The 23,926-nt window shown below is 71.9% G+C and carries 18 protein-coding genes and 21 pseudogenes; 16 read left to right on the top strand and 23 right to left on the bottom strand.

Going from position 1 to position 23,926, the window contains the following annotated elements; genetic code table 11:
* Nucleotides 1-157: 157 nt before the first annotated feature.
* The 18 genes and pseudogenes from FF86_RS53185 to FF86_RS20165 form a co-directional block, all read right to left on the bottom strand.
* Nucleotides 158-1,141, bottom strand: a pseudogene (locus tag FF86_RS53185) (FAD-dependent monooxygenase); the annotation flags it as partial.
* Nucleotide 1,142: 1 nt separating this feature from the next.
* A partial coding sequence (locus FF86_RS53180; RefSeq protein WP_242419137.1) for an FAD-dependent monooxygenase occupies nt 1,143-1,867 on the bottom strand: 725 nt, incomplete at its 3' end.
* A gap of 108 nt (nt 1,868-1,975) precedes the next feature.
* The gene (locus tag FF86_RS20210; RefSeq protein ID WP_011604543.1) at nt 1,976-2,173 is read right to left on the bottom strand and encodes a ferredoxin; all 198 of its coding nucleotides are present in this window, start codon (nt 2,171-2,173) and stop codon (nt 1,976-1,978) included.
* Between the two features lie 73 nt (nt 2,174-2,246).
* Nucleotides 2,247-2,868: pseudogene (locus FF86_RS20205) on the bottom strand (enoyl-CoA hydratase/isomerase family protein); the annotation flags it as partial.
* A 1-nt stretch (nt 2,869) separates the two neighbouring features.
* Nucleotides 2,870-3,026: enoyl-CoA hydratase-related protein (locus FF86_RS62850; protein WP_255355856.1), on the bottom strand; the 157-nt coding region annotated here is incomplete at its 3' end.
* 68 nt (nt 3,027-3,094) lie between these two features.
* On the bottom strand, nt 3,095-3,724 hold the full coding sequence (locus FF86_RS20200) for a cysteine hydrolase (protein ID WP_044886437.1): 630 nt from the start codon (nt 3,722-3,724) through the stop codon (nt 3,095-3,097).
* 31 nt (nt 3,725-3,755) lie between these two features.
* Complete coding sequence (locus FF86_RS20195) at nt 3,756-5,354, bottom strand: class I adenylate-forming enzyme family protein (RefSeq protein WP_242419136.1); 1,599 nt, start codon at nt 5,352-5,354, stop codon at nt 3,756-3,758.
* Nucleotides 5,351-5,534, bottom strand: a pseudogene (locus FF86_RS53170) (long-chain fatty acid--CoA ligase); the annotation flags it as partial. The pseudogene FF86_RS53170 and the gene FF86_RS20195, both read right to left, overlap by 4 nt.
* Before the next feature lies 1 nt (nt 5,535).
* Nucleotides 5,536-6,010, bottom strand: a pseudogene (locus tag FF86_RS53165) (AMP-binding protein); the annotation flags it as partial.
* Nucleotide 6,011: 1 nt separating this feature from the next.
* Nucleotides 6,012-6,895: class I adenylate-forming enzyme family protein (locus FF86_RS53160; protein ID WP_242419135.1), on the bottom strand; the 884-nt coding region annotated here is incomplete at its 3' end.
* Nucleotides 6,896-7,044: 149 nt separating this feature from the next.
* Nucleotides 7,045-7,241: pseudogene (locus tag FF86_RS53155) on the bottom strand (aromatic-ring-hydroxylating dioxygenase subunit beta); the annotation flags it as partial.
* 1 nt (nt 7,242) lies between these two features.
* Nucleotides 7,243-7,569 (bottom strand): aromatic-ring-hydroxylating dioxygenase subunit beta (locus FF86_RS53150; protein WP_304438164.1); only part of this gene is annotated, 327 nt, incomplete at its 3' end.
* Between the two features lie 93 nt (nt 7,570-7,662).
* A pseudogene (locus FF86_RS53145) lies at nt 7,663-8,144 on the bottom strand (ring-hydroxylating oxygenase subunit alpha); the annotation flags it as partial.
* A gap of 1 nt (nt 8,145) precedes the next feature.
* Nucleotides 8,146-8,286, bottom strand: a pseudogene (locus tag FF86_RS53140) (ring-hydroxylating oxygenase subunit alpha); the annotation flags it as partial.
* A 1-nt stretch (nt 8,287) separates the two neighbouring features.
* A partial coding sequence (locus FF86_RS53135) for an aromatic ring-hydroxylating dioxygenase subunit alpha (RefSeq protein WP_396229961.1) occupies nt 8,288-8,939 on the bottom strand: 652 nt, incomplete at its 3' end.
* A complete protein-coding gene (locus tag FF86_RS20175) occupies nt 8,936-9,547 on the bottom strand; it encodes a Zn-ribbon domain-containing OB-fold protein (RefSeq protein ID WP_052681217.1) in 612 nt (203 codons plus the stop codon). The genes FF86_RS53135 and FF86_RS20175, both read right to left, overlap by 4 nt.
* Nucleotides 9,544-10,710 (bottom strand): thiolase family protein, encoded by a 1,167-nt coding sequence (locus tag FF86_RS20170; RefSeq protein ID WP_044886433.1) that lies wholly within the window; start codon nt 10,708-10,710, stop codon nt 9,544-9,546. The genes FF86_RS20175 and FF86_RS20170 overlap by 4 nt, the downstream gene beginning before the upstream one ends.
* Nucleotides 10,710-10,985: a hypothetical protein gene (locus tag FF86_RS20165; protein WP_044886432.1), complete on the bottom strand. Its 276-nt coding sequence runs from the start codon at nt 10,983-10,985 to the stop codon at nt 10,710-10,712. Before FF86_RS20165 ends, FF86_RS20170 begins: the two co-directional genes overlap by 1 nt.
* Before the next feature lie 90 nt (nt 10,986-11,075).
* Here FF86_RS20165 and FF86_RS64250 point away from each other — a divergent pair.
* The 13 genes and pseudogenes from FF86_RS64250 to FF86_RS53100 form a co-directional block, all read left to right on the top strand.
* Nucleotides 11,076-11,382 (top strand): annotated as a pseudogene (locus tag FF86_RS64250) (VOC family protein); the annotation flags it as partial.
* A gap of 1 nt (nt 11,383) precedes the next feature.
* Nucleotides 11,384-11,502 (top strand): annotated as a pseudogene (locus FF86_RS53125) (ring-cleaving dioxygenase); the annotation flags it as partial.
* Between the two features lies 1 nt (nt 11,503).
* On the top strand, nt 11,504-11,795 hold a 292-nt coding region (locus FF86_RS53120; protein WP_396229960.1), incomplete at its 5' end, for a VOC family protein.
* A 56-nt stretch (nt 11,796-11,851) separates the two neighbouring features.
* Nucleotides 11,852-12,745, top strand: a complete 894-nt coding sequence (locus FF86_RS20155) for an alpha/beta fold hydrolase (protein WP_044886430.1) — start codon at nt 11,852-11,854, stop codon at nt 12,743-12,745.
* Nucleotides 12,742-13,239 (top strand): annotated as a pseudogene (locus FF86_RS53115) (2-oxo-hepta-3-ene-1,7-dioic acid hydratase); the annotation flags it as partial. The gene FF86_RS20155 and the pseudogene FF86_RS53115, both read left to right, overlap by 4 nt.
* Nucleotides 13,240-13,251: 12 nt before the next feature.
* A pseudogene (locus tag FF86_RS53110) lies at nt 13,252-13,317 on the top strand (hypothetical protein); the annotation flags it as partial.
* Between the two features lies 1 nt (nt 13,318).
* A pseudogene (locus FF86_RS53105) lies at nt 13,319-13,548 on the top strand (2-oxo-hepta-3-ene-1,7-dioic acid hydratase); the annotation flags it as partial.
* A 45-nt stretch (nt 13,549-13,593) separates the two neighbouring features.
* Nucleotides 13,594-13,693 (top strand): annotated as a pseudogene (locus FF86_RS67205) (2-dehydro-3-deoxyglucarate aldolase); the annotation flags it as partial.
* A 1-nt stretch (nt 13,694) separates the two neighbouring features.
* Nucleotides 13,695-14,529 (top strand): aldolase/citrate lyase family protein (locus tag FF86_RS20145; protein ID WP_255355852.1); only part of this gene is annotated, 835 nt, incomplete at its 5' end.
* 40 nt (nt 14,530-14,569) lie between these two features.
* Nucleotides 14,570-15,924, top strand: a pseudogene (locus tag FF86_RS20140) (aldehyde dehydrogenase); the annotation flags it as partial.
* A gap of 77 nt (nt 15,925-16,001) precedes the next feature.
* Entirely contained in the window at nt 16,002-17,291 is a 1,290-nt protein-coding gene (locus FF86_RS20135) for a CaiB/BaiF CoA-transferase family protein (protein ID WP_044886427.1), read from the top strand.
* 1,099 nt (nt 17,292-18,390) lie between these two features.
* Nucleotides 18,391-19,588, top strand: a pseudogene (locus FF86_RS20130) (DUF222 domain-containing protein); the annotation flags it as partial.
* A gap of 1 nt (nt 19,589) precedes the next feature.
* Nucleotides 19,590-19,776: pseudogene (locus FF86_RS53100) on the top strand (HNH nuclease); the annotation flags it as partial.
* Nucleotides 19,777-19,919: 143 nt separating this feature from the next.
* On the opposite strand, the pseudogene FF86_RS53095 reads toward FF86_RS53100, so the two are convergent.
* From FF86_RS53095 to FF86_RS53075, 5 genes and pseudogenes are all read right to left on the bottom strand, one after another.
* Nucleotides 19,920-20,130, bottom strand: a pseudogene (locus FF86_RS53095) (acyl-CoA dehydrogenase family protein); the annotation flags it as partial.
* Nucleotide 20,131: 1 nt separating this feature from the next.
* A pseudogene (locus FF86_RS53090) lies at nt 20,132-20,844 on the bottom strand (acyl-CoA dehydrogenase family protein); the annotation flags it as partial.
* Nucleotide 20,845: 1 nt separating this feature from the next.
* Nucleotides 20,846-21,089, bottom strand: a 244-nt coding sequence (locus FF86_RS53085) for an acyl-CoA dehydrogenase family protein (protein ID WP_242419134.1), incomplete at its 3' end; no start/stop codon positions are given.
* 90 nt (nt 21,090-21,179) lie between these two features.
* The coding region (locus FF86_RS53080; protein ID WP_242419133.1) for a MaoC family dehydratase at nt 21,180-21,568 on the bottom strand (389 nt) is incomplete at its 5' end.
* A gap of 10 nt (nt 21,569-21,578) precedes the next feature.
* A pseudogene (locus tag FF86_RS53075) lies at nt 21,579-21,818 on the bottom strand (MaoC family dehydratase); the annotation flags it as partial.
* A 146-nt stretch (nt 21,819-21,964) separates the two neighbouring features.
* Here FF86_RS53075 and FF86_RS20115 point away from each other — a divergent pair.
* From FF86_RS20115 to FF86_RS67200, 3 genes and pseudogenes are all read left to right on the top strand, one after another.
* Nucleotides 21,965-23,137 (top strand): acyl-CoA dehydrogenase family protein, encoded by a 1,173-nt coding sequence (locus FF86_RS20115; protein WP_055868205.1) that lies wholly within the window; start codon nt 21,965-21,967, stop codon nt 23,135-23,137.
* Nucleotides 23,138-23,212: 75 nt separating this feature from the next.
* Nucleotides 23,213-23,673: pseudogene (locus tag FF86_RS53070) on the top strand (acyl-CoA dehydrogenase family protein); the annotation flags it as partial.
* 72 nt (nt 23,674-23,745) lie between these two features.
* Nucleotides 23,746-23,926, top strand: a pseudogene (locus tag FF86_RS67200) (acyl-CoA dehydrogenase family protein); the annotation flags it as partial.

Below are 23,926 nucleotides of genomic sequence, written 5' to 3'. Positions count from 1 at the left end.
CCGCCCCACCAGCAGCGCCACTCCGGCCGGTAGCGGCACCTCGGCCGGCGACGCTACGGATACCCAGGAGCGATCGGCTCGGTCGTCGGTCATGGTCGTCGACGGTTCGGCCGCGGTCGCCTCGTGGGGAGGTGACCGCGGCCGGAAGGCGTCCGGGTCAGGAACGCGGGCTGGCCGTGGGTGGGGAGACCGGGCCCGTGGCGTCGCCGAGGGCGGCGGGCGGCACTCCCAGCAGAGAACGAAGCCGCCGCGTCGTGGCCTCCAACTCCGCGGCCGGGCAGACCGCCAGCACGTACCGGTCCGGGCGCAGGATGATGATCTCGTCGGCGGGGCGGCCCAGGCGCAGGTCCCGGAACGCTCCGTCGATGTCGCGGACCAGCAGTGTCCCGGTCGCCGGCTCCGCGTTCGCGGTGGCGGCGGTCGCCGTCGCGGCGCTGTCCTCCGCGGGTGCGCCGCGCCGGGCGGTGCGGGCCGGATCGACCCGGATGGTCAGCGCGCCCAACGCCCGCCAGAACGCCAGACCCTCCGCGGACAGCGTGGCCGCCGGGTCGCGCCCGATGCCGATGACGGCGAAGGACGGCCCGACGACATCGTCGAGCTTCATCCGCAGCCGGTCGGCGGTCTCCACCGACGGCTGGCCGAACATGCGGCCCACCGGGGAGTTCTTGTCCGGGGCGGCCGGGGCCAGGACCGCGCCCTCGGTGTAGCGGGGCAGCGGCTTGTACTTCATCTGCAGGATGTAGTCCCGAGCCCCGGGGATGCGCTGGACGCCGACGAAGAACGCGTCGCGCACCCGTTCGGTGAACCGGTTGCGCGGCTCGTACATCGCGCCGACCCGGGTGGCGAAGGAGACCATGGTCTCGGCGTGGGCGCGCCGCTCGGCGTCGTAGCTGTCGAGGAGGCGTTCGTCGGCGCGGCCGGCGAGCACCGCGGCGAGCTTCCAGCCGAGGTTCGTCGCGTCCCGGATCCCGGAGTTCATCCCCTGGCCGAAGAACGGCGGCTGCAGGTGGGCGGCGTCGCCGGCGAGGAACACCGGGCCGACCCGGAAGGTGGTGGCGATGCGGGAGTGGTGCCAGTAGATCCGCCGCCGGGAGATCCGCGGCATCGGCGTGTCCTGGTAGTGCCGCGCGAGCAGACCGAGNACGACCTCGTCGGTCACCATCCGCTCGTCGGTCTCGTCGGGCAGCAGCTTGAACTCGAAGCGGCGGTGCCCGTAGGGCAGCGGGATCGTCATCGACGGGCGGACCGGGTCGCAGTGCACCGCCGAGTAGGGCGCGTCGAGCTGGTCGTCGGAGACGTCGACCACGAGCCACTTCGACGGGTTCGTCTCGCCCACGAGCTCGACGCCCACACTGCGGCGCACGAAGCTGCGCCCGCCGTCGGCGCCGACGAGGTAGCGGGCGCTGACCGTGACGTCCTCGCCGTCGCGGGTGCCGGTCAGCACGACACCGTCGGCGGTGCGCTCCAGCCCGGTCACCTCAGTGTCGGTGAACAGCCGCACGCCGGGGAAGCGGTCGAGCCCACGGCGCAGCGTCGCCTCCATCAGCGGCTGGAAGAACAGGTTGCGCCGCGGCCAGCCGAACGGCTGCCCGCTCGGCCCCACGTGCGCGAGGACCTTGCCCTGCGAGTTGTGGTAGCGGATCGGCGCGTTCTGGATGCAGTCGGCGAGCACCTCGTGGACCAGGCCGACGGCCTGGAACGTCCTTAACGACTCGTCGTCCACGGCGACGGCCCGCGGATAGTCGATGACCCCGGACTCCCGGTCGAGCACCACGGTGCTGACCCCGTAGGTACCCAGCAGGTTGGCGAGCGTCACCCCGCACGGTCCCGCGCCGACGATCGCCACATCGGCCGATTCGCTGATCATTACCGTCTCCTCGTTCCCGCCCGGAGCCGATCGCGGTCGCGTGCGCCGTGGCGGCTCGGTCGCTGTCCTGCGGTGCTGTCCTGTGCTGTCCTGCCGCCCGTCGTAGCCTCAGTCGGCCAGGACGGAGATGGCCTGCTGGGGGCAGGCGGCGACGCCGCGGCGGGCGTCATCCTCGGCGCCCGCGGGCACGGCGACGTCGCCGTTGAGCGCGGTGAAGCCGTCGTCGTCGAGCGGATACAGCTCCGGGTTCACCAGGTAGCACTGGCCGTGGCCGGAGCACTCCTGCTGCTCCATGTGGATACGCATGCGTTGGTCGTCCTCGTCGGCTGGGATGGGAGGTCGTGCTGGGATGGGAGGTCGTGCCGGGGGATGGGGGCGGTCAGCGGAACCGGGGCTTGCGCTTCACGTTGGGCGGCACGGGGCTGCCGCCGCGGTTGCCGCGCTGGGTGTACGACAGCCCGGCGCGCTGGGCCAGCGACGGGGTCATGTCCAGGGACTCCCAGATCGCGCGGATGGTGCCCTGGATGGCCTCCGGGCGGCGCGCGGCGATCTCGGCGGCGAGCTGCGCGGCCCGCGGCCAGAGCTGCTCGCGGGGCACCACCTCGGTGACGATACCCAGCCGCAGGGCCGTCTCGGCGGTGAGTCGCTCGTCGTTGCCGAGCAGCGCCCAGCGCAGCACGTCGCCGAGGGGGATGTTGCGGGCCAGCATCCCGATCGGCTCCAGCGCGGAGACGAGGCCGCCGTTGGCGTGCGGGTCGAAGAAGGTGGCGTCCTCGGAGCAGATGATGATGTCCGACTCGTTCAGGAAGTACATGGCGCCGCCGGCGGCGATGCCGTGCACCGCGGTGATCACCGGCTTCCAGACGAACTGCTTGCGCGGGCCGAGGCGGACCCCGGGGTCCTCCTGGTTCCACAGGTTCTGGTCGTTCCACCAGGGGCCCTCCTGGATGTCCAGCCCGGTGCAGAACGCGCGCTCGCCGGCGGCGCGCAGGACGGCGACGNGCACGTCGTCGTCGTCGCGGACCTCGTGCCAGACCGCCTCCATCTCCAGCGTCATCGTCTCCGTGAAGGAGTTGAGCCGTTCGGGGCGGTTGAGGGTGATGGTCGCGACGTGGTCGTCGACCTCGTAGAGGACGGTCGTGAGGTCCTTGAGCGGCATGAATGTTCCTCGGGAGTGGGCGAGCCGGCTGGGCGGGGCTGGATCTGGTGGGGGAGTGGTCCGGGGGATCAGGCGCTGGCGTCCCAGACGCCGGCGCCCGCCTTCAGCTCGGCCACGACGTCGTCGACGGTCGTGATCCTCGTGACCATGGCCAGGAAGTTGTCGAGCATGAACCGGTGGGTCTCGGCGGAGGCGCCCGCGGTGGCATCCTCGGGCAGCACCACGTGGTAGCCGCGGTTGACCGCCTCCAGCGCGAGCCCCGGGATCGCGACGTTCGTCGACACGCCCGCGACGACCACGACCCGGGTGTCGGTCAGTCGCAGCATCGCGTCGAGGTCGGTGCCGTAGAACGCGGTGAGTCCCGTTGCGCGACTGCTGACCAGGTCGCCCTCGCGGGGGGTCACCGGTTCGGGGACCTCGACGTCCACGCTGCCGGCGATCATCGTCCGGCGCTTGATGGCCATCGCGGACAGCGCCGAGTTCGCACGCAGGCCGACCAGGTCGGGCCGGTGTTCGATGATGGCGTGCACCACCGGCAGGCCGGCGGCGCGGAACGCCTCCGCGAGCGCGCCGATGCGGGCGCCGACGCCCCGCGACTCGGCCTGCTCGGCGAGCGCGGGTAGCCGGCTCACCGCCGGATCCACGATGCCGCGTTGGAACTCGCTGATGACCAGCGCCGGCCGGCCGATGATGAGCATGCTGATCGTCCTCTGCTGTCAGACTCTGTTGTCAGACGCCGATGCGCCGGCGCAGGTCGGGCAGGGCGACCTTGCCCATCGCGTTGCGCGGCAACGCCTCGACGATCTCGAGCCGCTCCGGGAGCTTGCGCTTGTTCAGGCCGCCGGCGAGCAGGTGCTCGCAGAGCTGGGACAGCGTCGGCGGCGCGGCGGCGTCCGCGGGTACGACCACGGCGCAGACCCGTTCGCCCGTCACCGGATCCGGCACGCCGAGCACCGCCACGTCGGCGACCCCGGGATGCCCGGCCAGCGGCTCGGCGACCTCCCGGGCGGAGATGTTCTCCATGTTCCGGATGATCACCTCCTTGAGTCGGCCGGTGACGGTGAGGTAGGACCGCTCGTCGACGAAGCCGAGATCGCCGGTGCGGAAGAAGCCGTCGGCGTCGAACGCGTCGGCGTCGAGGGCGGCGTCGACGTAGCCGAGCATGAGCTGCGGGCCGCGGACCCGGATCTCTCCGGACTCCCCGGGGTCGGCGCGCGATCCGTCGGGGCGCACGACGACGACCTCGGCGCCCTCGCCGGGCGGACCCTCGGTGCTCGCGTGGTCGGCGTCGGCGTCGTCCGCCCGCCCCCAGCAGACGTAGGGGCATTCGGTCATCCCGTAGCCCGAGACGACGCCCACCCCGCCGAGGGTGTCGCGGACCTCGGCGTGCAGGCTCGCCGGGCGCGGGGAGCCGCCGCAGAGGAACACCCGCGCCCGGGGGAACAGCCGCGCGTCCGGGGTGGCGGCCTGGCGGGCCAGGTAGGCCCGGATGAACGGCACCCCGGACCCGACGATCGTCACGCCGTGGGCGGCCAGCAGGTCCGGCGTGCTCGCCGGGTCGAACACCTCCGCGGTCACCAGCGAGCTGCCGCAGCGCAGCGCCGTGAGGAGGTGGGCGAGCCCGCCGATGTGGGCGATCGGCGCCAGCACCGCGACCCGGTCGTCGGCCGTGACCGCCAGCGCGTCGCTGAACGTGGTGGACGCGGCGAGCAGCGCCCGGTCGGTGTGCCGGGCGCCCTTGGGGGCCGAGGTGGTGCCCGAGGTGTAGAGCAGCCAGCGCACCGGCGCCGCCGACGGCTGCCCGGACCCGTCCGCCGGGTCCGCCGGGTCCGGGGGGTCCGGGGGGAGACCGGCCGGGTCGGCGTCGGTCAGCTCGGCCACGTCGGTCAGCTCGGCCACGTCAACCACGTCGAGGCCCGGCACCTCGGCGGCGACGGCGCGGGCCATGGCGAGGTGGTCGAACCCGCGGAAGCTCGCCGGGACGATGAGCAGCCGGGTGCCGGCCTGCCGGGTGATGAACCCGACCTCGCGCTCCCGCAGCATCGTCACCAGCGGGTTCTGGACCGCGCCGAGCCGGCTGAGCGCCGCGGCGAGCACCATCGTCGAGATCCGGTTCGGCACCTGCCAGGAGACGACGTCGCCGCGGCCGATGCCGCGGGCCGCCAGCCCCGCGGCGAGCCGCTCGGCCCGGTCGCGGAACTGCGCGAACGTGACCCGATCTCCGCCCGCGTCCACCGCGAGCAGAGCGTCGGGTGTCAGCGCCGCCCGCGTCCGGGCGAGCTCCCACAGCGACGCCACCCCGGACGCGACCCCCGACGCCGGGCTCACGGGGATTCGGGCGCGGCGAGTTCCGCCCGTAGCTCCCGCTTGAGGATCTTGCCGGCCGGACCGAGGGGCATCTGGGTGCGGAACGCGAAGCCGCGTGGCTGCTTGTAGCCGGCGAGCTGCTCGCGGGAGAGGGTGCGTAGCTGCGCCTCCAGGTCCTCGGTGGTGATGTCGCCCTTGGGCNCCACGACCGCGATCGGGGTCTCGCCCCACTCCGGGTGCGGGATGCCGACGACGGCCACCAGGTCGACGTTCGGGTGCGCGCCGAGCACCCGCTCGATCTCGGCCGGGTAGACGTTGAACCCGCCAGAAATGATCATGTCGGTCTTGCGGCCGGCGATGTGCAGGTAACCGCGTTCGTCGAGGCGGCCCAGGTCACCGGTCCACAGGCCGTCGGGCCGGAAGGTCTCGGCGTTGGCCTCGGGCCGGTTCCAGTAGCCGCGGGCGACCGAGTCGGCCTTGACGACGATCTCGCCGACCTCGCCCCGGGGCAGCTCCACGCCGTCTTCGCCGACGATGCGGATCTCCGCGTGCGGCGTCTCCCTGCCACACGAGCTGCGCAGCGCGTCGTCCCCGGCGAAGATCGCCCGGTGATCCTCGGGAGTGAGGATCGTGACCTGCCCGCCGGCCTCGGTGGAGCCGTAGCGCTGCTGCAGGTCNCAGCCGAGCTTGCGGGCCGCCTCCTCGGCGAGGCCGGGCGGGGCGGGCGCCGAGCCGTAGCTGATCCGTCGCAGACTGGACACGTCGATGCCGGGTCGGTTGTCGAGCTCGCGCAGCGTGCGGATCAGCATGGTGGGGATGAAGGTCGTCATCGTGACCTTCCACCGCTCGATCGTCTCCAGCACGGCGACGGGGTCGAAGCGGGGATGGATGACCATCGTCTGGCCCAGGTACATCCACGACAGCGTCCGGATCATCCCGCCCGCGGTGAAGAACGGGGTGGTCGCCAGGAACACGTCGTCATGGCGGGACTCGGTGGAGATCGTGGTGTCGAGCACCTGGGAGAGCAGGGTGCGGTGCTCGTGCACCACGGCCTTGGGACGACCGGTCGTCCCGCTGGTGTAGAGCAGCAGGTGGATGTCGCTGTCGGTGAGGTCCGCCGGGGTGGGGTCGGCGTCGCGGCCGGCGGCGAGTGCCTTGGCGTAGTTCACCCCGACCGAGTCCCCGCCGATCTCGATGACGGTGTCCAGGGCGGCCAGCGGCGCCCCCGGCCCGTCGACGTGGTCGGTGTGCACGATGGCCGCCCGCGCCCCGCTGTCGGACAGGACGTAGTCGACCTCCGGCCCGGAGAGCCGGATGTTGATCGGCACGAGCACCAGGCCCGCCTTGGCGAGCCCGTAGGTGATCTCCGGCCACTCCGGGGTGTTGCGCGCGCAGACGGCGACCCGGTCACCCTTGACCAGCCCCCGCCCGAGCAGGTAGGTCGCGATGCGGTTGGCGCGCTGGTCCAGCGACCGCCAGGACAGCTCCTCGTCCTCGTACACCACCGCGGCCTTGTCGGGGTAGCGGCGGGCATTGCGCCGGGCTATGTCGCCGATCAGCATCGTTCCTCGCAACTCGGGCGGGCGGAGCCGACCGGCGCCGACGCGAGGTCGGGCCGGCGGCGCCGGAATTCGGATCAGGAAGGGCGGCCCGGGATCGAACGGGCCGCCTCAGACCAAGGAGGGCCGTCTCAGATCAAGGACGGGCCGCCTCAGACCAGGAAGGACATCGTGGAGACGGGGCCGCCGGCGTTGACCAGGTGGACGGTCTTGGCGGCCAGCTTGAGGTCCCCGCCACGCGCCCGGATCCGGTACTCGTAGCGGCCGGCCCAGACGGTCAGATCGAACCGGTACTCGTAGATCACGAAGTTGCCGGCCACGGTCGTCGTGTCGGCGTCCTGGGCGACGANTTCCAGGTTCGTGATCAGCCGGCGCAGCACCGACGGCGGGGTCTGGGAGTGCCGGTTGCCGGAGTTGAGCTGCGCGATCCGGCTGCGGATCCGGCGGCGGTTGTCGTAGATGTAGGAGACGTTGACCTTCGGGTCGTGGTCGGGGTGCATCGGCACCCAGTACTTGGCGTCGTCGTCCCACAGCGCCTCCCACTCCGAGTACCGCGCCTCGTCGGCGAGGCGGGCCTCGGTGTAGATGAAGGAGGCCAGAGCTGGGTCGACGCCGGCGGCGGGCACGGCGCCGGCGGGCGCCGCGGCGGCGGCGCCGAGGCTGGTGAGGTCAGACATGGTGGGCGGGCTCCCTGCTGCGATGGCGGACGGCTGCCTGGGGCGGTGGACGTCCCCGGTCAGGCGTCGGGGGCGGTGGTGGTCCCGGTGAGNACCTGCGACCAGTGCTTCCACCAGCCGCGCTGCGGCGTCTCGGCCGACTTGTCGTGGTTGACGATGCCGGTCTCGTCGGTGATGTCGGACTCCTCGCCGCGGCGCAGCACGACCCACTCGGGCGAGCCCGCCGCGAGGCCGAGCTGGTTGCGGGCGCCGATCTCGCCGTCGTCGGCGATGAGGAACCCGGCCGGCCCCATGGCACCCTCGCTGCGGCGCAGGGTCTTCTCGTTGACCTCGTCCGCGCCCGGGATGAGGGCGGGCGTGGTGTAGGCGATCGCCCGGCCCGGTCCCAGCGGCTCCACCGTCATGATGTTCATCTCGGCGAGGAACAGGTTCGGGAAGATCAGCGTGTGCGGGGGGCCGACGACGAACGCCCGGTGGGTGTCCTCGGCTCCGCGCGCCTCCTCCATGGCGGCCACGTAGTTCGGCAGCTTCTCCCGGCGGATCCGGCCGAACCAGATGAACTCCTCGTCGAGGCGNCTGTACTCCTTGGCGTAGTCGATCTCGGAGTGGCCGTTGCCGAGGTCGCGGACGTACACCTCGACCTTGGACGGGACGTGGGAGACCTTCGCCGGCTTCACCGCGTCGTACACGGAGGCGTGGGTGAACAGCGCGTGGTAGNCGTCCACGTTGTTCTCCATGACCATCTTCCAGTTGCAGCGCATGTCGTGCTTCATCCAGCCGGCGCGCAGGTTCAGCTCGCCGGTGGGGGACAGCGCCAGCAGCCGGTCGAGGGCGACCGTCGAGTTGCCCAGATGCTCGCGCAGGGTGATCGCCGGCGGGTTCAGCGAGGCGAAGACGAAGCCGCCGTAGCTGTCGACGGCCGCGGCCGGCGCGAGCCCCATGGCGTCGCGCACCTCATGGAAACTCGACCCGTAGCCGTCGCGCATCGGCACGCCGGTGAGGTGGCCGTCGTTGCTGAACGTCCAGCCGTGGTACGGGCAGCGGAACGACGAGCTGTTGCCGGCGTCGGCGTTGCACAGCCGGTTGCCGCGGTGCGTGCAGCGGTTGGCCAGGACCCGGACCTCGCCGTCCTTGCCCCGCACGACGATCCACGGCTCGCCGGCGATGCGGCGGGTGACGTAGTCGCCCGGCTCGGGGACCTCGCTGTCGTGGGCGACGAACACCCAGCCGTTGCGGAAGATTCGGTCCATCTCCTGGTCGTACACCTCCTGGGAGGTGTACACGGAGCCGTGAACGCGGTCCGGTTCGACGAGCGCGGCGACGTCCACCTTGCCGACACCGACAGGCGCCGACGTGTCCAACTCGGTCATTGTGAGACCTCCGTCTCGGATGGAACTGGTGCGGGGGCGGTGCCGGTTGCCCTGGGCGAGTCGGGGGTGGCGGCGTCGGAGGGTTCGGAGGGGTCGGAGGGGTCGGGGAGTTCGGAGGGTTCGGAGGTACTGAGGGCTGCGGCAGGCACCGCCACCCCGCCGACGATCCGAAAGCCGACGGTGACGGGCCGGCCGATCGCGGGCGCGGACCCGGTGGCGGTCAGCGTGGTCATGATCAGTCGATGCCCGCTGGTGAGCTCGACATCCAGGACGGGGTAGGGCTCGGTGACCCGGACCAGGCCCGGCTCCCGCCGGTGCACGAGGGTCACCGCATGCACGGTGCCGGCGCGCTCGACCGGGCGCCAGCGGATGTCGGTGGCACCACAGCCGTCGCAGGCCCGCTGCTCCAGTTCGAGGGCCAGCCCGCAGGCCGCGCAGAACGGCAGCGTCAGCTCGCCCGCGGCGGCGCCGGCGTAGAGCGGGGCGAGCGACCCGCCGGCCAGCGGCGCCAGCGCCGCGTCGACCAGCCAGTCCCCGGCGTCCGGCGCATCCGGCGCGTCCGGCGCGGCGAGCGCGGCGGGGAGGGCGGCGTCGGTGCTCGGGTTCATCGGGACGGCTCCAGGTCGAGGATCAGGCAGGCGTGGTGGTCGACCCGGCCGCCGATGCCGCCGACGAGGGCGGTGCTCGCCCCGGGCACCTGGCGTGCCCCGCCGGCGCCGCGCAACTGGACCACGGCCTCGGCCAGCGGCGTCATCCCCTGCAGGTAGAACCCGGAGAGCTGGCCGCCGCCGGTGTTGACCGGCAGGTCGCCGCCGGGGGCGGTGGCGCCGGAACGGACCACCTTGCCCGCCTGCCCGGGCTCGACCAGGCCGTACTCCTCCAGCAGCAGCAGGGTCACCACGCTGAACGGGTCGTAGAGCTCGATGACGTCAAGGTCGGCGCGGGTGAGCCCGGCCATCGCCAGCGCGCCGTCGACGGCGGCCCGGCCGCCGCCGAACCATGACTCGCCCGGGGCACGTCGCCGGCGCATCGGGTGGGCCTGGCCCATCCCGCGTACGTGGATGCGCGGGGCCGGGCCGGGCGTGGCCGCGCCGCTGACGACGAGGGCGACCGCGCCGTTGACCGGCCGGGCGCAGTCGAGCACGCGCAGCGGGGTGGAGATCATCCGGCTGGCGAAGTAGCCCTCGGCGTCCAGCGGCTTGCGCACCACCGCGTCCGGGTTGCCCAGCGCCCAGGCGCGGGTCGACACGGCCACGGCGCACAGGTCCTCGGGGTCGCCGCCGGACACCGCGAAGTAGCGCGAGGCGAGCAGGGCGTAGGTGGGGACCGAGCCGAGCACGCCGCTGGCCCGCTCCAGCCCGCGGGCCCCGTCATTGCCGCCGCTGTGGGCGTAGGTCGACCCCGACGTGCCGCCCGCGCGCAGCGGCGCGTCGGCGAAGACGCAGACGACGGTGCTGGCCAGGCCCGCCCGGATGGCGAGCACCGCCCGCTGGATCATCGCGACCGCGGTGGCGCCCTTGATCTCCACGTGCTCGAGCAGGCGCAGGTCGCCCAGGCCGCCCTGGCGGGCCAGCGCGACCCCCAGCCGGTCGGGGCGGACCCCCTGGCTGGAGTTGACGAGCAGGCCGTCGACGTCACGGGCGGTGAGCCCCGCGTCGGCGAGCGCACTCGCGACGGCCTCGATGGCGAGATCGACGGGCACGCCGCCGGCCGAAAGCGACATGGATGTCAGACCGAGGCCGACAACCGCGGGCTCGAGGGGCGGGGCCATCAGCTCTGGGCTCCCGGGCCCGCCAGCGCGGAGTGCCGCACGGGACTGCGCTCCTCCCGGTAGGCGCCCACCCGGAGCCAGTCCAGGCGATCTTCGGGCGCGGCCAGGCACAGGCTCGCCAGCTCGATCGGAGACAGCAGGATCGACGCGCCGGTCTCGACGTCCTCGACCAGCAGGCGGGGGGAGTTTCCGCGGCGGTCCACCGAAACCCGCACGGCGGCGAACTCGTTGGCCAGCTCGGCGGACTCCAGGCCGTCGTGGCGCGGCCGGCTCACCGGTGCCCCTCTCGGTCCGGCCGCCCGCCGGTGGCGGCACCGGTGACGGACGGACGCGCTCCGGGGGATCTGGTGGAGGCGGGACGGTTCATGGCCCTAGGGTATACTCACTGTCAGAAACGGTGCTGGACTCACGCTCGATCCCGCCGCCCGCGGCCTGGGTGTCCGCCGGACCGGGTCGTGGCCCCGCTGCGGGATCCTGCCTGCCCGCCGAGGACAAGCGTTCCCGTCGACCCCGAGGGATGGATCATGGCTGCTCCCCCGCCCGCTCAGCTCACCCACGTCGGTCTGTACGTCAACGACGTCGACCGCATGGTCAACTTCTACTCGGAGCTACTCGGCCTGCTCGTCATCGACCAGGGCGACTTCCTGGGCCGCCGGCTGACCTTCCTCAGCCNCCGCGCCGACGAGCACCACCAGCTCGTGCTCGTCTCCGGCCGTAAGGTCCCCGAGGGTGAGATCGCGCTGCTCAGCCAGGTCTCCTTCCGCCTCACCGACGACGACCTCACCTCGCTGCNCTGGTTCCACGACAAGGCCCTGGAACTCGGCGCGACCGGCATGGAGGGTCGTAACCACGGCAACAGTTGGAGCATCTACTTCCTGGACCCGGAAGGGAACCGGTTGGAGCTCTATACCCCGACGCCGTGGTACGTCAGCCAGCCCTGGCGGGTGGCGCTGGACCTGGCCGACACCGACGAGGTGATCCGGGAGAAGACCCAGGCTCTCATCGAGGAGACGGCGACCTGGTCGCCGGTGGAGACGTGGAGCGCGTCGGTGGCGCAGCGCCTGCGCGCCGCCGAGAACGACTGATCGCTCAGCGCCCGACGAGTCATCCCGACCCGACCAACGAGGATCGTGAGCAGCGCATGACCGACGAGGTCCCGTACCGCAGCATCTGGACCTACCTGCGGGACGTGCCGTTCCGCCAGGACTGGATCGACATCGACGGGGTGTCCACCCGCTACGTCGAGGCCGGTTCCCCCGACGCCCCGGCCGTGCTCATGCTGCACGGCACCGGGGGGCACTGGGAGACCTTCGCGCCGACCATCGGCCCGCTGAGCAAGCACTTCCGCTGCATCGCGGTGGACATGGTCGGCAACGGCTTCTCCAGCAAGCCGGACTACGACTACGAGATCGCCGTCTACGAGCGCCACCTGCTCGGCCTGCTCGACGCGCTCGGCGTGCAGACCACGTACATCATCGGCATGTCGCTGGGCGCGTGGGTCGCCGCCCGGCTCGCCATCGACGAGCCGGACCGGGTCCGCAAGCTGATCCTGATGTCGCCCGCGGGTCTCATCGCGACCGCGTCGAACATGGCCCGCATCCGGGCCGAGCGCACCGCCGCGGTGGACAACCCCACCTGGGAGTCCACCAAGGCGATGTTCAACCACCTGATCGCCGACGAGGCCAACCGGCTGCCCGACGTCATCGCCCTGCGCCAGGCGATCTACCGGCTGCCGGAGACGCGCAAGGTCATCGACCACGTGCTGATCCTGCAGGACCCCGACGCCCGCGAGCGCAACCTCATCCCGCCGGACCAGTGGTCGCGCATCGCCGCCCCGACGCTCGTCGTCGCCTCCGGCAAGGACTTCGGCGAGTACCAGAACACCGCCCGCCAGGTCGCCCGGCTGATCCCGGACTCGCAGGTCCTGGAGATGCCCGAGGTCAAGCACTGGCCGCACTTCGAGGACCCGGAGCTGTTCAACCCGGCGGCGCTGGCGTTCCTGCTGGGCGGGCAGAACGAGTCCGAGAACGCATGACGCTCGATCCCGAACTCGTCGAGGACGCCGCCGCGCGCCTCGACGAGGCCGAGCGCACGCTGACCCCGATCCCGCAGTTGTCCCTGCAGTACCCGGACATGACGATCGAGGACGCCTACGCCGTCCAGCGCGCCTGGACCGAACGCAAGCTGGCCGCCGGCCGCGAGCTGCGCGGGCGCAAGATCGGCCTGACGTCGCGGGCGATGCAGCAGGCCGTCTCGATCACCGAGCCGGACTACGGCGCGATCTACGACGACATGTTCTTCGACGACTCCGGGGTCGTGCCCGCGGGCCGGTTCATCCGCCCGCGGGTCGAGGTCGAGCTCGCCTTCGTGCTCGCCGAGCCGCTGTCCGGTCCGGGGGTCACGATCTACGACGTGCTCGACGCCACCCGTTACGTCACCCCGGCGCTGGAGATCCTCGATGCCCGGGTGCAGATGAGCGACCCGGCGACCGGGCACCTGCGCACCATCGTCGACACCATCTCCGACAATNCCGCCGACGCNGGGATCGTGCTCGGCGGACGCGCTGTGCGTCCCGACGAGGTGGACCTACGCTGGGTGTCGGCGCTGNTGTACCGCAACGAGACGATCGAGGAGTCCGGGGTTGCCGCGGCGGTGCTGAACCATCCGGCGAACGGCGTCGCGTGGCTGGCGAACAAGCTCGCCCCGTACAAGGTGGGTCTCGACCCGGGCCAGGTGATTCTGGCAGGCTCGTTCACCCGGCCGGTGTTCGCCCGCTCGGGCGACACCTTCCACGCCGACTACGGCCCGCTGGGCGCGATCACCTGCCGCTTCGCCTGAGCGGGCGGGGCGAGGAGAGGTTCTGCTGATGTGTGGAGCACTGCGATGACGGCCGGCGCGGCGGGGACCGCGGGCGTGACCAGCGGGGCCTTCCGGCGCCGGCTGCGCGACCCCCGGCCGGCGATCGGCATGTGGGTGGCCACCGNCAATCCCTACAACGCCGAGATCTGCGCCGGGGGCGGCCTGGACTGGCTGCTCATCGACGGTGAGCACGCCCCGAACGACGTGCGCAGCTTCCTCGCCCAGCTCCAGGCGGTCGCGCCGTACCCGGTCGCCCCGGTCGTGCGCCCCCCGACCGACGACCCTGTGATCATCAAGCAGCTCCTCGACATCGGCGCCGAGAACCTGCTGCTGCCGATGGTGGAGTCCGCCGAGCAGGCCGCGGCGATCGTCGCGGCCACTCGCTACCCACCCGCCGGCATCCGCGGCGTCGGCAGCGCGTTCGCCCGGGTGTCCCGGTGGACCCGGGTCGAGGGCTACCTGCACCACGCCAACGACGAGATCTGCGTGATGGTCCAGATCGAGTCCGCGGCCGGGCTCGCCGAGTGCGCGGCGATCGCCGCCGTCGACGGTGTCGACGGGGTCTTCTTCGGCCCCGCGGACCTCGCCGCCTCCCTCGGGCATCTGGGCCGCCCCGACCACCCCGACGTCGTCGAGGCGATCACATCGGCGGTCGCGGTGGTCAACGCGGCGGGCAAGGCGGCCGGGGTGAACGCGTTCGCCGAGCCGCTGGCGCGGCGCTATCTCTCCCTCGGCGTCAGGTTCATCCTGGTGGGGGCGGACGTGACCCTGCTGGCGCGCGGCAGCGAGGAGCTGGCCGCGCGCTACCGCGACGTCGCGGAGAAGAGCGACCCCACCCTGCGCTCGGGCCCCACGTCGCCCGCCGGCTCGGCACCACCCTCCCCGTCAGGCTCAACCCCCACCTCAGGCTCAGTCCCTGCCTCAGGCCCAACCCCGAACTCAGGGAGCGCGACGCTGTGACCACCACGGTAACGATGCGCATCGGCGCCGAGCGGCGCGNGGGCACGACGACCTTCGACTCGATCGACCCCTACACCGGCGAGCCGTGGGCGACGGTCGCCGAGGCGAGTCGCGCGGACGTCGACGACGCGGTCGCCGCCGCACGGGCGGCCTTCGACGGCGGGGAGTGGAGCAAGCTGTCGGGCCGGGAGCGGGGCCGGCTGATGCGCCGCCTCGCGGCCGTCATCGAAGAGCACGCCGACGAGCTCGGTCTCGCCGAGACCCGCGACAACGGCAAGCTGCTGCGCGAGATGGGCGGGCAGGTTCGCAGCCTGTCCGCCTGGTACGAGTACTACGCAGGCCTGGCCGACAAGATCGACGGCCGGGTCGTCGACACCGGCCGCCCGGACTACTTTGGCTTCGTCACCCGCGAGCCGATCGGTGTCGTCGGCGCGGTGCTGCCGTGGAACTCCCCGCTGCTGCTGCTCACCTTCAAGATCGCTCCAGCGTTGGCGGCGGGCTGCACGATCGTGGCGAAGCCGTCCGAGCAGGCCCCGGTGTCGATCCTGAAGTTCGCCGACCTGTTCGAGGAGGCTGGGTTCCCGCCCGGCGTGTTCAACACCGTCAGCGGCGCCTCCCGCGAGGTGGGGGAGTGGCTCGTCGGCCATCCGGGCGTCGACCGGGTCTCGTTCACCGGCTCGGAGATCACCGGTGCGGCGGTCGCCGCCGCGGCGGCGAAGCACCTCGCCCCGGTCACCCTCGAGCTCGGCGGCAAGTCGGCGAACATCGTCTTCCCTGACGCGGACCTGGCTGCCGCCTCCAACGGCCTGATCGCCGGCATCTTCGCCGCCGCCGGTCAGACCTGCATCGCGGGTTCGCGGGCGCTCGTGCACGCCGACGTCTACGAGGAGGTCGTCGCCCGAGTGGCCGAGCGGGCCGCCCGCATCCGTCTCGGTGATCCGAAGGACCCCGAGACCGAGATGGGCCCGATCTGCTTCCCCGGCCAGCACGAGAAGATCCGCCGGTTTGTCGCGCAGGCCAAGGAGCAGGGCGCCGACATCGTCGGCGGTGGCGGCGACGGCGGACTCGGCGGGCTGTTCTTCGAGCCGACCATCGTCGCGAACGTCACCAACGACGCCATGGTCTGCCAGGAGGAGATCTTCGGCCCGGTGCTGAGCGTGCTGCGATTCTCGTCCGAGGAGGAGGCGATCGCCATCGCCAACGACTCGCGCTACGGCCTCGCCGCCGGCATCTGGACCGCCGACATCCGCCGGGCCTTCCGGATGACCAAGGCGCTGCGGGTTGGCACCGTGTGGGTCAACGCCTACCGGACGCTGAACTACGCGATGCCCTTCGGCGGGATCAAGAGCAGTGGGTTCGGCCGCGAGAACGGCACCGAGGGGCTGCACGAGTACCNGCAGGAGAAGGCCGTCTGGATCGAGACGACGGGTGCCACCCGCGACCCGTTCGTCCTCGGCTGAGGGGCGCTCGCAGTGACCGAGACCCCCGACCCCACCGCGCCGCCTGATGTCACCGCGCTGCCCGATGCTGCAGCCGTCCCGGCACCGAGGCGGGCCGCATCGCCGGCGGGTGGCCTGGCGGCTGGCAAACCCCTGGCGGGAATCACCGTCGTCTCCATCGAGCAGGCGGTGGCGGCCCCGTTCGCCACCCGCCAGCTTGCCGATCTCGGGGCGCGAGTGATCAAGATCGAGCGGCCGGGCGCGGGGGACTTCGCTCGCGGCTATGACGAGACCGTCAAGGGTCTGGCCAGCTACTTCGTCTGGTTGAATCGGGCGAAGGAGTCGCTGACCCTCGACCTCAAGCATCCCGAGGCCCGCGAGGTGCTGGCCGGCCTGCTGGCCGGGGCCGACGTCTTCGTGCAGAACCTCGCCCCCGGCGCCGCGGCCCGCCTGGGCCTCGACGCGGCGACACTGCGGGCCCGCGATCCACGGATGATCGTCTGCGACGTCTCCGGCTACGGCTCGGCCGGCCCGCTGCGCGACAAGAAGGCCTACGACCTGCTGATCCAGTGCGAGACCGGACTGTTGTCGGTCACCGGCGCGCCAGACGCGCCGGCCAAGGTCGGCATCTCCGTGGCCGACATCTCCGCCGGCATGTACGCCTACACCGCGGTCCTCACCGCGCTGTTCATGCGGGAGCGCACGGGGGAGGGCGCCGCCCTCGAGGTGTCGCTGTTCGACTCGCTCACCGAGTGGATGGCCCAGCCGATGTACTACGCCATGTACACTGGCGTCCCCCCGGCCCGCACCGGCACCAGCCACGCCTCGATCGCCCCCTACGGCGGCTTCCGGACCGGCGACGGCGGCAGCGTGCAGCTCGGCGTGCAGAACGAGCGGGAGTGGCGGCGGTTCTGCGAGGAGGTGCTGCGTCGGCCCGAGTTGCTGGCCGACCCCCGCTACGCGACGAATGCGGGCCGTGTCCGCCACCGCGCCGCGCTGACCGCCGACGTCGAGGCGGCCCTCGCCGAGGTCACCACCGAGCAGACTCTCGCCCGGCTGGACGAGGCGGGCATCGCCAACGGCCGGATCAACACCATCGGCGACCTGCTCGCCCACCCCCAGCTCGACGTGGGCGACCGCTGGCGGGAGGTGGACTCGCCGGTCGGCCCGCTGCGCGCGGTGCGCCCGCCCGTCCGCATCGGCGGGGTGGACCCGGTGATGGGCGCCGTGCCCGCCGTCGGCGAACACACCGACGCGCTGCTCGCCGAGCTCGGCTACGACCCCGCCGACACGGCCCGCCTGCGCGCCGCCGGTGCCGTCTGACCCGCCGGTGCGGTCCTGAGTCGCTCGGCGAGCCGCGACCGTGGTCGCGTTCGCCGGGCGGTGACCTGTCAACGCCGTCCTGACGCACTCAGCCGTCCCGGCGTGCTGCGCGGCGGCTGCGTCAGCGCCGGCTGGCCCGCTACGCTGCCCGCTGGTGTAGTCCGACGGAGAACTCGACGGTCCGTCGGCGCCGTCCTCGACTTGACCGTGCCGATCTCGCTGGCCTGATGCGTCGCTGGTGCCTTCTGCAGCCCCGCGCGGAGGCCCGGCCCGGGCGGGGCCGTGGTGTGCCTGGGCGTGACCAGGGCCGTCTGGGGCGAACTCGGCCTTGGCACGAATACTCGCCGCTGTGCTCGTCTGGTCGCTGGCCAATTCTTTCTCACCACCTTTGGGATGGCGCCGCCCCTTCTCCTGCGGCCGGGCGCGTTCTTTTCGTCGTCGAGATCCCACCACGTTACTGGGAAGCGAGAGGCAATTGCTGGCGCGGCATGTCGCTCACTGAAGAGTGCGCGTCGTGGTGGCGTTCCTGAGATATCGGAGCACGCTCGCGCCCGCTTCGTCAAGTCCGGCGGCGTCGACTCCGTCGCCTCTAGCAGAAGTACGGGAGAAATCAAGCGGCGACGGCGGCGGGCGACGCTTCTGGTCCATCGCTGCACGCGTTCCCGGTGGCCGCCGGGGCGTCCGTGTCCGGGCGCCGCGGTCGCGACGATCGGTCCGCACCGTCGCTGAGGATCGCACCAGTCGGCGGATCTCGCCAGCTCGCAGGCCCTTGCCAGCACGGCTCGGGGCGGGGCCGTCACCGTTTCCCGTTCCTGGCAAGCCGGACTGCCGCAGGGGTTCCTCGGGGCCGGNGGTGTCGCGCGGCGGCCAGGTCGGCAGGCTCGCGCGAGCGTGCCGAAGCGTGATTCTAGGTTGTGTCACCGTGTCGGTCCTCGTCGCGAACATTTCTCAAGATGATTACAGATACGAACATACGTTCGACATCAGGGTGTTGGTCGCCTAGGCTTCTCGCATGGTCTCGAATCCCGAGTCTCCGAGCCGGTTTCATGTGCTGGTCGATGCATTGGCCGTGACGTCCACGCAGATAGATGCAATGGTNGACGGTCCGGTGTGGTCGCTGTCCGACGCGGGTCTGCTGGAATTTCTGCAGGATTGTTCCGCCGTGTTGACGAGGCTGGCAGCATTTCGCCTTCAGATTGTCGCCGAGGTGCACGGCCGTGGGTTGGCGCGACGCGTGGGTGCGAGCGGCACCGTGGCGTTGCTGCGCGAACGCCTGCGGGTCCGCGCGGCGGATGCCAACCGTCTGGTCGATGTCGCGGTGGCCGTGGACGGTCCCTTGGCGGCGACGGGGAAGCGGCTGGCGGCGGGGGAGATCAGTGTGGAGCAGGCGCAGGTGATTGTGGCGGGTATGCGCTCGCTGCCGGCCACGGCCACCGTAGACGTGCGGCGGCGGGCTGAGGCGTTTCTCCTGCGCCAGGCCGACGAGTTCGACCCGACTGCCCTGGCTCGCCTGGCCCGCCACCTCCGCGAGACCCTGGCCTGGGCGGATGCCAGCCCCGGTGGCGATCCGCCAGATCCGGCTCCCGACAGTGGCAGCGAGGGTGGTGACTCTGCTCGCGGTGAGCCTGGTGACGGTGGAGCTGGCAGTGACGGCGGGGGTGACGGTCAGCCCGGTGGCCCCGACGATGCCGAGGCCGCGGGAGGGGGTGCTGAGGTCGCGGGAGGGGAGGACCCTGCGGGGCGACGGAAGCTGTGGATCTCCGAGTTGCCGGACGGGATGACTCGGATCAGCGGCGAGCTCGATCCCGAGGCGGCAGCCCTGCTCCGCACCGCGCTGGACCCCCTCGCGGCGCCACGCCCGGCCGTCGACGGTGCGCTCGACCCGCGTAGCCCCGCCCGGCGGCGCGCCGACGCCCTTGTCGACCTGCTTACCCGTACCCTCGACGCCGCCGTGCTGCCCGTCGGCGGCGGCGTCCGCCCGCACCTGGCCGTGACGGTCCCCTGGTTGACACTCCTCGGCCGCTCTGGTGTGCCGGCGACGACCGTTTGGGGGCAGCCCCTGCCCCGCGCGGTCCTACGCCGCCTGGCCTGCGACGCCTCGGTCAGCCGCATCATCCTCGACCCCGCCGGTGTCCCCCTCGACGTCGGTCGATCCCAGCGCACCGTCACCGCCGACATCCGCCGAGCGCTGGTCGCCCGCGACAACGGCTGCGCTTTCCCACACTGCGATCGCCCGGCGGGGTGGACCGAGGCGCACCACATTCGACACTGGATCGACGGGGGTCACACCTCGTTGGNCAACTGCGTGCTGCTCTGTGGCCATCACCACCGGGTCATCCACCACCAGGGTTGGACCGTTCGGCTCGGCCCCGACCGACGCCCCGAATTCCTGCCCCCGGCCTGGATCGATGCCAGCCGCAGCCCGCGCCGAAACCCCTACGCACGTCACCCGCACGACCTGCTCTACGGCATCGCCGCCGGATGAAGCTCGACATGCGCAGCCCATACCGTTCCCGGGGGCTTGGCGGCAGCCGGGGCACTGCCGGCCGTCGCGGGCGTGCGGGATCGTGGCGCCGAGAGATCCCGCCCGCCCGCCGACGGTGTGAGCCGTCCGCCGCGCTTCGGCCGTCAGCGCAGCGGGTTGGGACGCTGGACGAGCTGGCGGGCGATCACGTTGCGCTGGATTTCGTTGGTTCCCTCGCCGACGATCATGAGAGGGGCGTCACGGAAGTAGCGCTCGACGTCGAACTCGGTCGAATAGCCGTAGCCGCCATGGATGCGGATGGCGTCGAGCGTCACCGTCGCCGCCATCTCGGAGGCGAACAGCTTCGCCATGCCGNCCTCCATGTCGGCGCGGGCGCCGGAGTCGAACACCTCGGCCGCGTGCAGGATGAGCTGGCGGGCGGCGAGGATCTTCGTCCCCATGTCCGCCAGGTAGTTGCCGATCGACTGGTGCTCCCAGATCGGCTTGCCGAAGGTCTCGCGCTCCTGGGCGTAGCGAAGCGCGTCGTCGAAGGCAGCGCGCGCGACCCCGAGGGCGCGCGAGGCGACCTGGATCCGGCCGACCTCCAGCCCGGCCATCATCTGGTTGAAGCCCTTGCCGGTCACGCCGCCGAGGACGGCGTCGGCGGGCGCCCGGTACCCGTCGAAGTGCAGCTCGCAGCTCTCGATGCCCTTGTAGCCCAGCTTGGGCAGGTCCCGAGAGACGGTGAAGCCCGGACCGTGCTCGACGAGCAGGATGCTGATGCCGCGATGCGCCGGCTTCGCCGCGGGGTCGGTCTTGCACAGCAGTGCGATCAGCCCCGACCGTCGGGCGTTGCTGATCCACGTCTTGGTGCCGTCGACCACCCAACCGTCGCCGTCGGGCCGGGCGACGGTGCGCAGGGCCTGCAGGTCCGAGCCGCCACCGGGCTCGGTGAGCGCCATGGTGGCGCGCAGCTCTCCGGTGGCCATCCGGGGCAGGTACTTCTCCCGCTGCTCCTGGGTGCCGAAGCGCAGGATCAGCTTGGAGACGACGGAATGGCCGCCGAACGCGCCGGCAAGGCTCATCCAGNCGCGCGACAGCTCCTCGGTCACCCGGGCATAGCAGGACGTCGACACGCCGAACTCGCCGTAGGGCTCCGGGATCGCGAGACCGTAGACCCCCATCTCCTTCATCTGCTCGATGAGGTCCTCGGGGTAGGTGTTGGTGTGGTCGAGCTCCTGCGCGACAGGACGGACCTTCTCGTCGACGAAGGTCGCGACCAGGCGGACGATCTGCTCTTCCTCAGGGCTCAGACGGGTGGTCACACTCGACACTGCGGTCTCCTCGCCATCCGCTGGCCGCGGCGCGTCGGCCGGGCCTGGATGGTCTCGCGGGGTGGTCGGGGCGGGATGGGGGCAGGCGGGTCAGCGCGCGGCCGGGGAATCGGGCAGGGGCGGCAGCGCCGGCGGCTTCGGGCCATGACCGCGGCGGTAGGCCAGCAGCGTCCGGCGGAAACTGATCACCTCGTCGCCGTCCTGGTTGTAGCCGTGGGTGCGAACCTCCACCACTCCGACGTCGGGCCGGGACTTGCTCGGCCGCAGTCCGAGCACGATCGAGCGGGAGTAGACCGTGTCGCCCTCGAAGACCGGGTGGGGAAGGCGCACTTCGTCCCAGCCCAGGTTGGCCATCACGTTCTGCGAGACGTCGATGACGCTCTGGCCGGTGACGAGGGCGAGAGTGAGGGTCGAGTTCACCAGCGTGCGGCCGAATCCCGTCTGCGCGGCATAGTGCTGGTCGAAGTGCAGGCGGGCGGNGTTCTGGGNGAGCAGTGTGAACCAGGTGTTGTCGGTCGCGGTGATCGTCCGACCGAGGGGATGGTCGTAGACGTCGCCCACCGCGAAGTCCTCGAAGTAGCGCCCCTCCCAGCCGCGCCGCGCAACGAGCGGGGGCGTCGCCGCGCCCGTCGCGCCGTTGCGGGCGGGTGTTTCGCTGCCGGACTGCGGGCGGATGGCGTCCCCGCTGGTGGCGGGGCTGCTCGTCGGCGGGTTGGTCGGTGTGGTCATCGGTCGATCATCGGTCCTCCGGCTCGGGGGCGGCGCCCGCGCCCCGTGTCGAGCCCTGTTCGCGAGCGGGCGCCCGGGCCTCCTGGTAAAGCTAGTATCTGACAAGGGCGTCACGAGATGCCAGGCGGTGGGACGGAGGCCGACGAATGGACCTTGACTTCTCGAAGGAGCAGGTCGAGTTCCGTGAGCAGGTGCGAACCTGGCTCGAGGAGAACGCCCCCCGGGAGATCCGCCCCGAGATGGGCCCGGCGATGCGTGAGTATGATCTCGCCTGGCAGCGCACCCAGTGGGAGGGCGGCTGGGCGGGTATCTCCTGGCCGCAGGAGTACGGCGGCCGTGGGCTTTCCCTGCTGCAGCAGCTGATCTGGTTCGAGGAGTATGGGCGCGCCGGGCTGCCGGGCATCGATGCCTGCTTCGTCGGCCTCAGCCACGCCGGGCCGACCCTGATGACGCGCGCGACCGAGGAGCAGAAGGCCTATCACCTACCCCGCATCCTGCGCGGGGAGGTGATCTGGTGCCAGGGGTTCTCCGAGCCGGACGCCGGTTCCGACCTCGCCGCGCTGCGCACGAGGGCCCGCATCGAGGGCGACGAGCTCGTCGTGTCCGGGCAGAAGATCTGGACCAGCTTCGCCACCCTCGCGGACTGGCAGGAGTTGCTGGTCCGCACCGACCCCGAAGGGTCGCGTCACCACGGCATCTCCTGGGTGATCTGTGACATGCACACCCCAGGCATCGAGGTGCGCGGGATCGAGACGATCGAGGGCGGCGCAGAGTTCTGCGAGGTCTTCTACGACGACGTCCGCATCCCGTTGGAAAACGTTGTCGGCGGGCTGAACAACGGCTGGAGTGTGGCGATGTCCACACTGTCGTTCGAGCGCGGCACCGCCTTCACCGCCAACCAGGTCCGCCTCGCCAGCACCGTGGAGAAGCTCATCGACCTGGCGAAGGAGCGCACCGGCCCCGACGGGCGGCGCCCGGCGATCGCCGACGACGAGATCGCGCGACGCCTCGCGACCGCGCGCGCCGAGGTCGCGTCGCTGCGCGCCATGACCTACGCCGGCATCTCCCGCAACATGCACCGCGACCAGCCCGGGCCCGAGGGGTCGATGGTCAAGCTGTTCTACTCCGACATCGCCAAGAAGGTGTACCGGCTGGCGTTCGACCTGCTCGGCGCGGACGCCCTGCGGTTCGTCTCGCGCTGGGAGCCGGGCGGCTGGTCCGGCAACTACCTGTACTCGTACTCGGTGTCCATCGGCGGGGGGACGTCCGAGGTCCAGCGCAACATCATCGGTGATCGGGTGCTCGGTCTGCCGCGCTGAAGCTCACCGATCCCCCAGCAGCCATCGAAACACCCTGAGGAGCGCACCGTGGACCTGCTACCCACGCCGGGCCAGATGGAGATAGCCTCCCTCGCCGCCGACTTCTTCGGCAACGAGCTGCCGATCTCGGTCATCCGGGAGCGGCGCGACGAGCCCGTGGTCGTGGACCGGCGGGTCTGGTCGGAGAGCGCGGAGCTGGGCCTGTTCGGCCTGGGCATCGCCGAGGAGCTCGGTGGCGCCGGGTGTGAGCTGGCCGAGGAGACGCTGCTGTTCCGGGAGATGGGCCGCCGACTGGTGCCGGGGCCGTTCCTGCCGACCGTGCTGGGCGCCCGCGTCGCGGCGCTGGCCGGCCAGCACGAGACGGCGTCGGCGATCCTGTCCGGGAAGGCGGCGGTGGGCCTGGCCCTGCGCCGCGGCCCGGACGGGTTCGAGGCCGCCACCACCCCCTCGACCCTGGACGGGCGGTTCCAGCTCCTCGACGCGGCCGACTCCCGCTACGTCCTGCTGCTCGACCCCGCGGGTGCCGCGCTGGTCGANACCGCCGCGCTGACCGATGTGCACTCCGAGCCGGCGATCGACCCGGGCATCCGGCTGGCCGAGGCGCGCGNGGAGGCGGTGCCGATCATCGCCTGGGTGAGCACGCAGGAGGAGCCGATCCGCCTGCGTGCGCTCGTGCTGACGGCGGCGATGAGCGTCGGGATCGCCGAGGCGACCCGCGACCTGTCCACCGAGCACGCCAAGGTACGGGTGCAGTTCGGCCGGCCCATCGGGGTCAACCAGGCGATCAAG

It is taken from the genome of Frankia sp. CpI1-P, from assembly GCF_001421075.1.
GTDB classification, from domain to species: Bacteria; Actinomycetota; Actinomycetes; order Frankiales; family Frankiaceae; genus Frankia; species Frankia torreyi.
The sequence above is the reverse complement of the archived record's forward strand: the minus strand, read 5'-3'. Positions and strand labels throughout refer to the sequence as shown.

Bases quoted from the DNA above. Each gene is read 5' to 3' on its own strand.
- FF86_RS20155 (WP_044886430.1), top strand. From the start codon at position 11,852: ATGACCGACGAGGTCCCGTACCGCAGCATCTGGACCTACCTGCGGGAC.
- FF86_RS20200 (WP_044886437.1), bottom strand. From the start codon at position 3,724: ATGCTCATCATCGGCCGGCCGGCGCTGGTCATCAGCGAGTTCCAACGC.
- FF86_RS20170 (WP_044886433.1), bottom strand. From the start codon at position 10,710: ATGGCCCCGCCCCTCGAGCCCGCGGTTGTCGGCCTCGGTCTGACATCC.
- FF86_RS20175 (WP_052681217.1), bottom strand. From the start codon at position 9,547: ATGAACCCGAGCACCGACGCCGCCCTCCCCGCCGCGCTCGCCGCGCCG.
- FF86_RS20210 (WP_011604543.1), bottom strand. From the start codon at position 2,173: ATGCGTATCCACATGGAGCAGCAGGAGTGCTCCGGCCACGGCCAGTGC.
- FF86_RS20115 (WP_055868205.1), top strand. From the start codon at position 21,965: ATGGACCTTGACTTCTCGAAGGAGCAGGTCGAGTTCCGTGAGCAGGTG.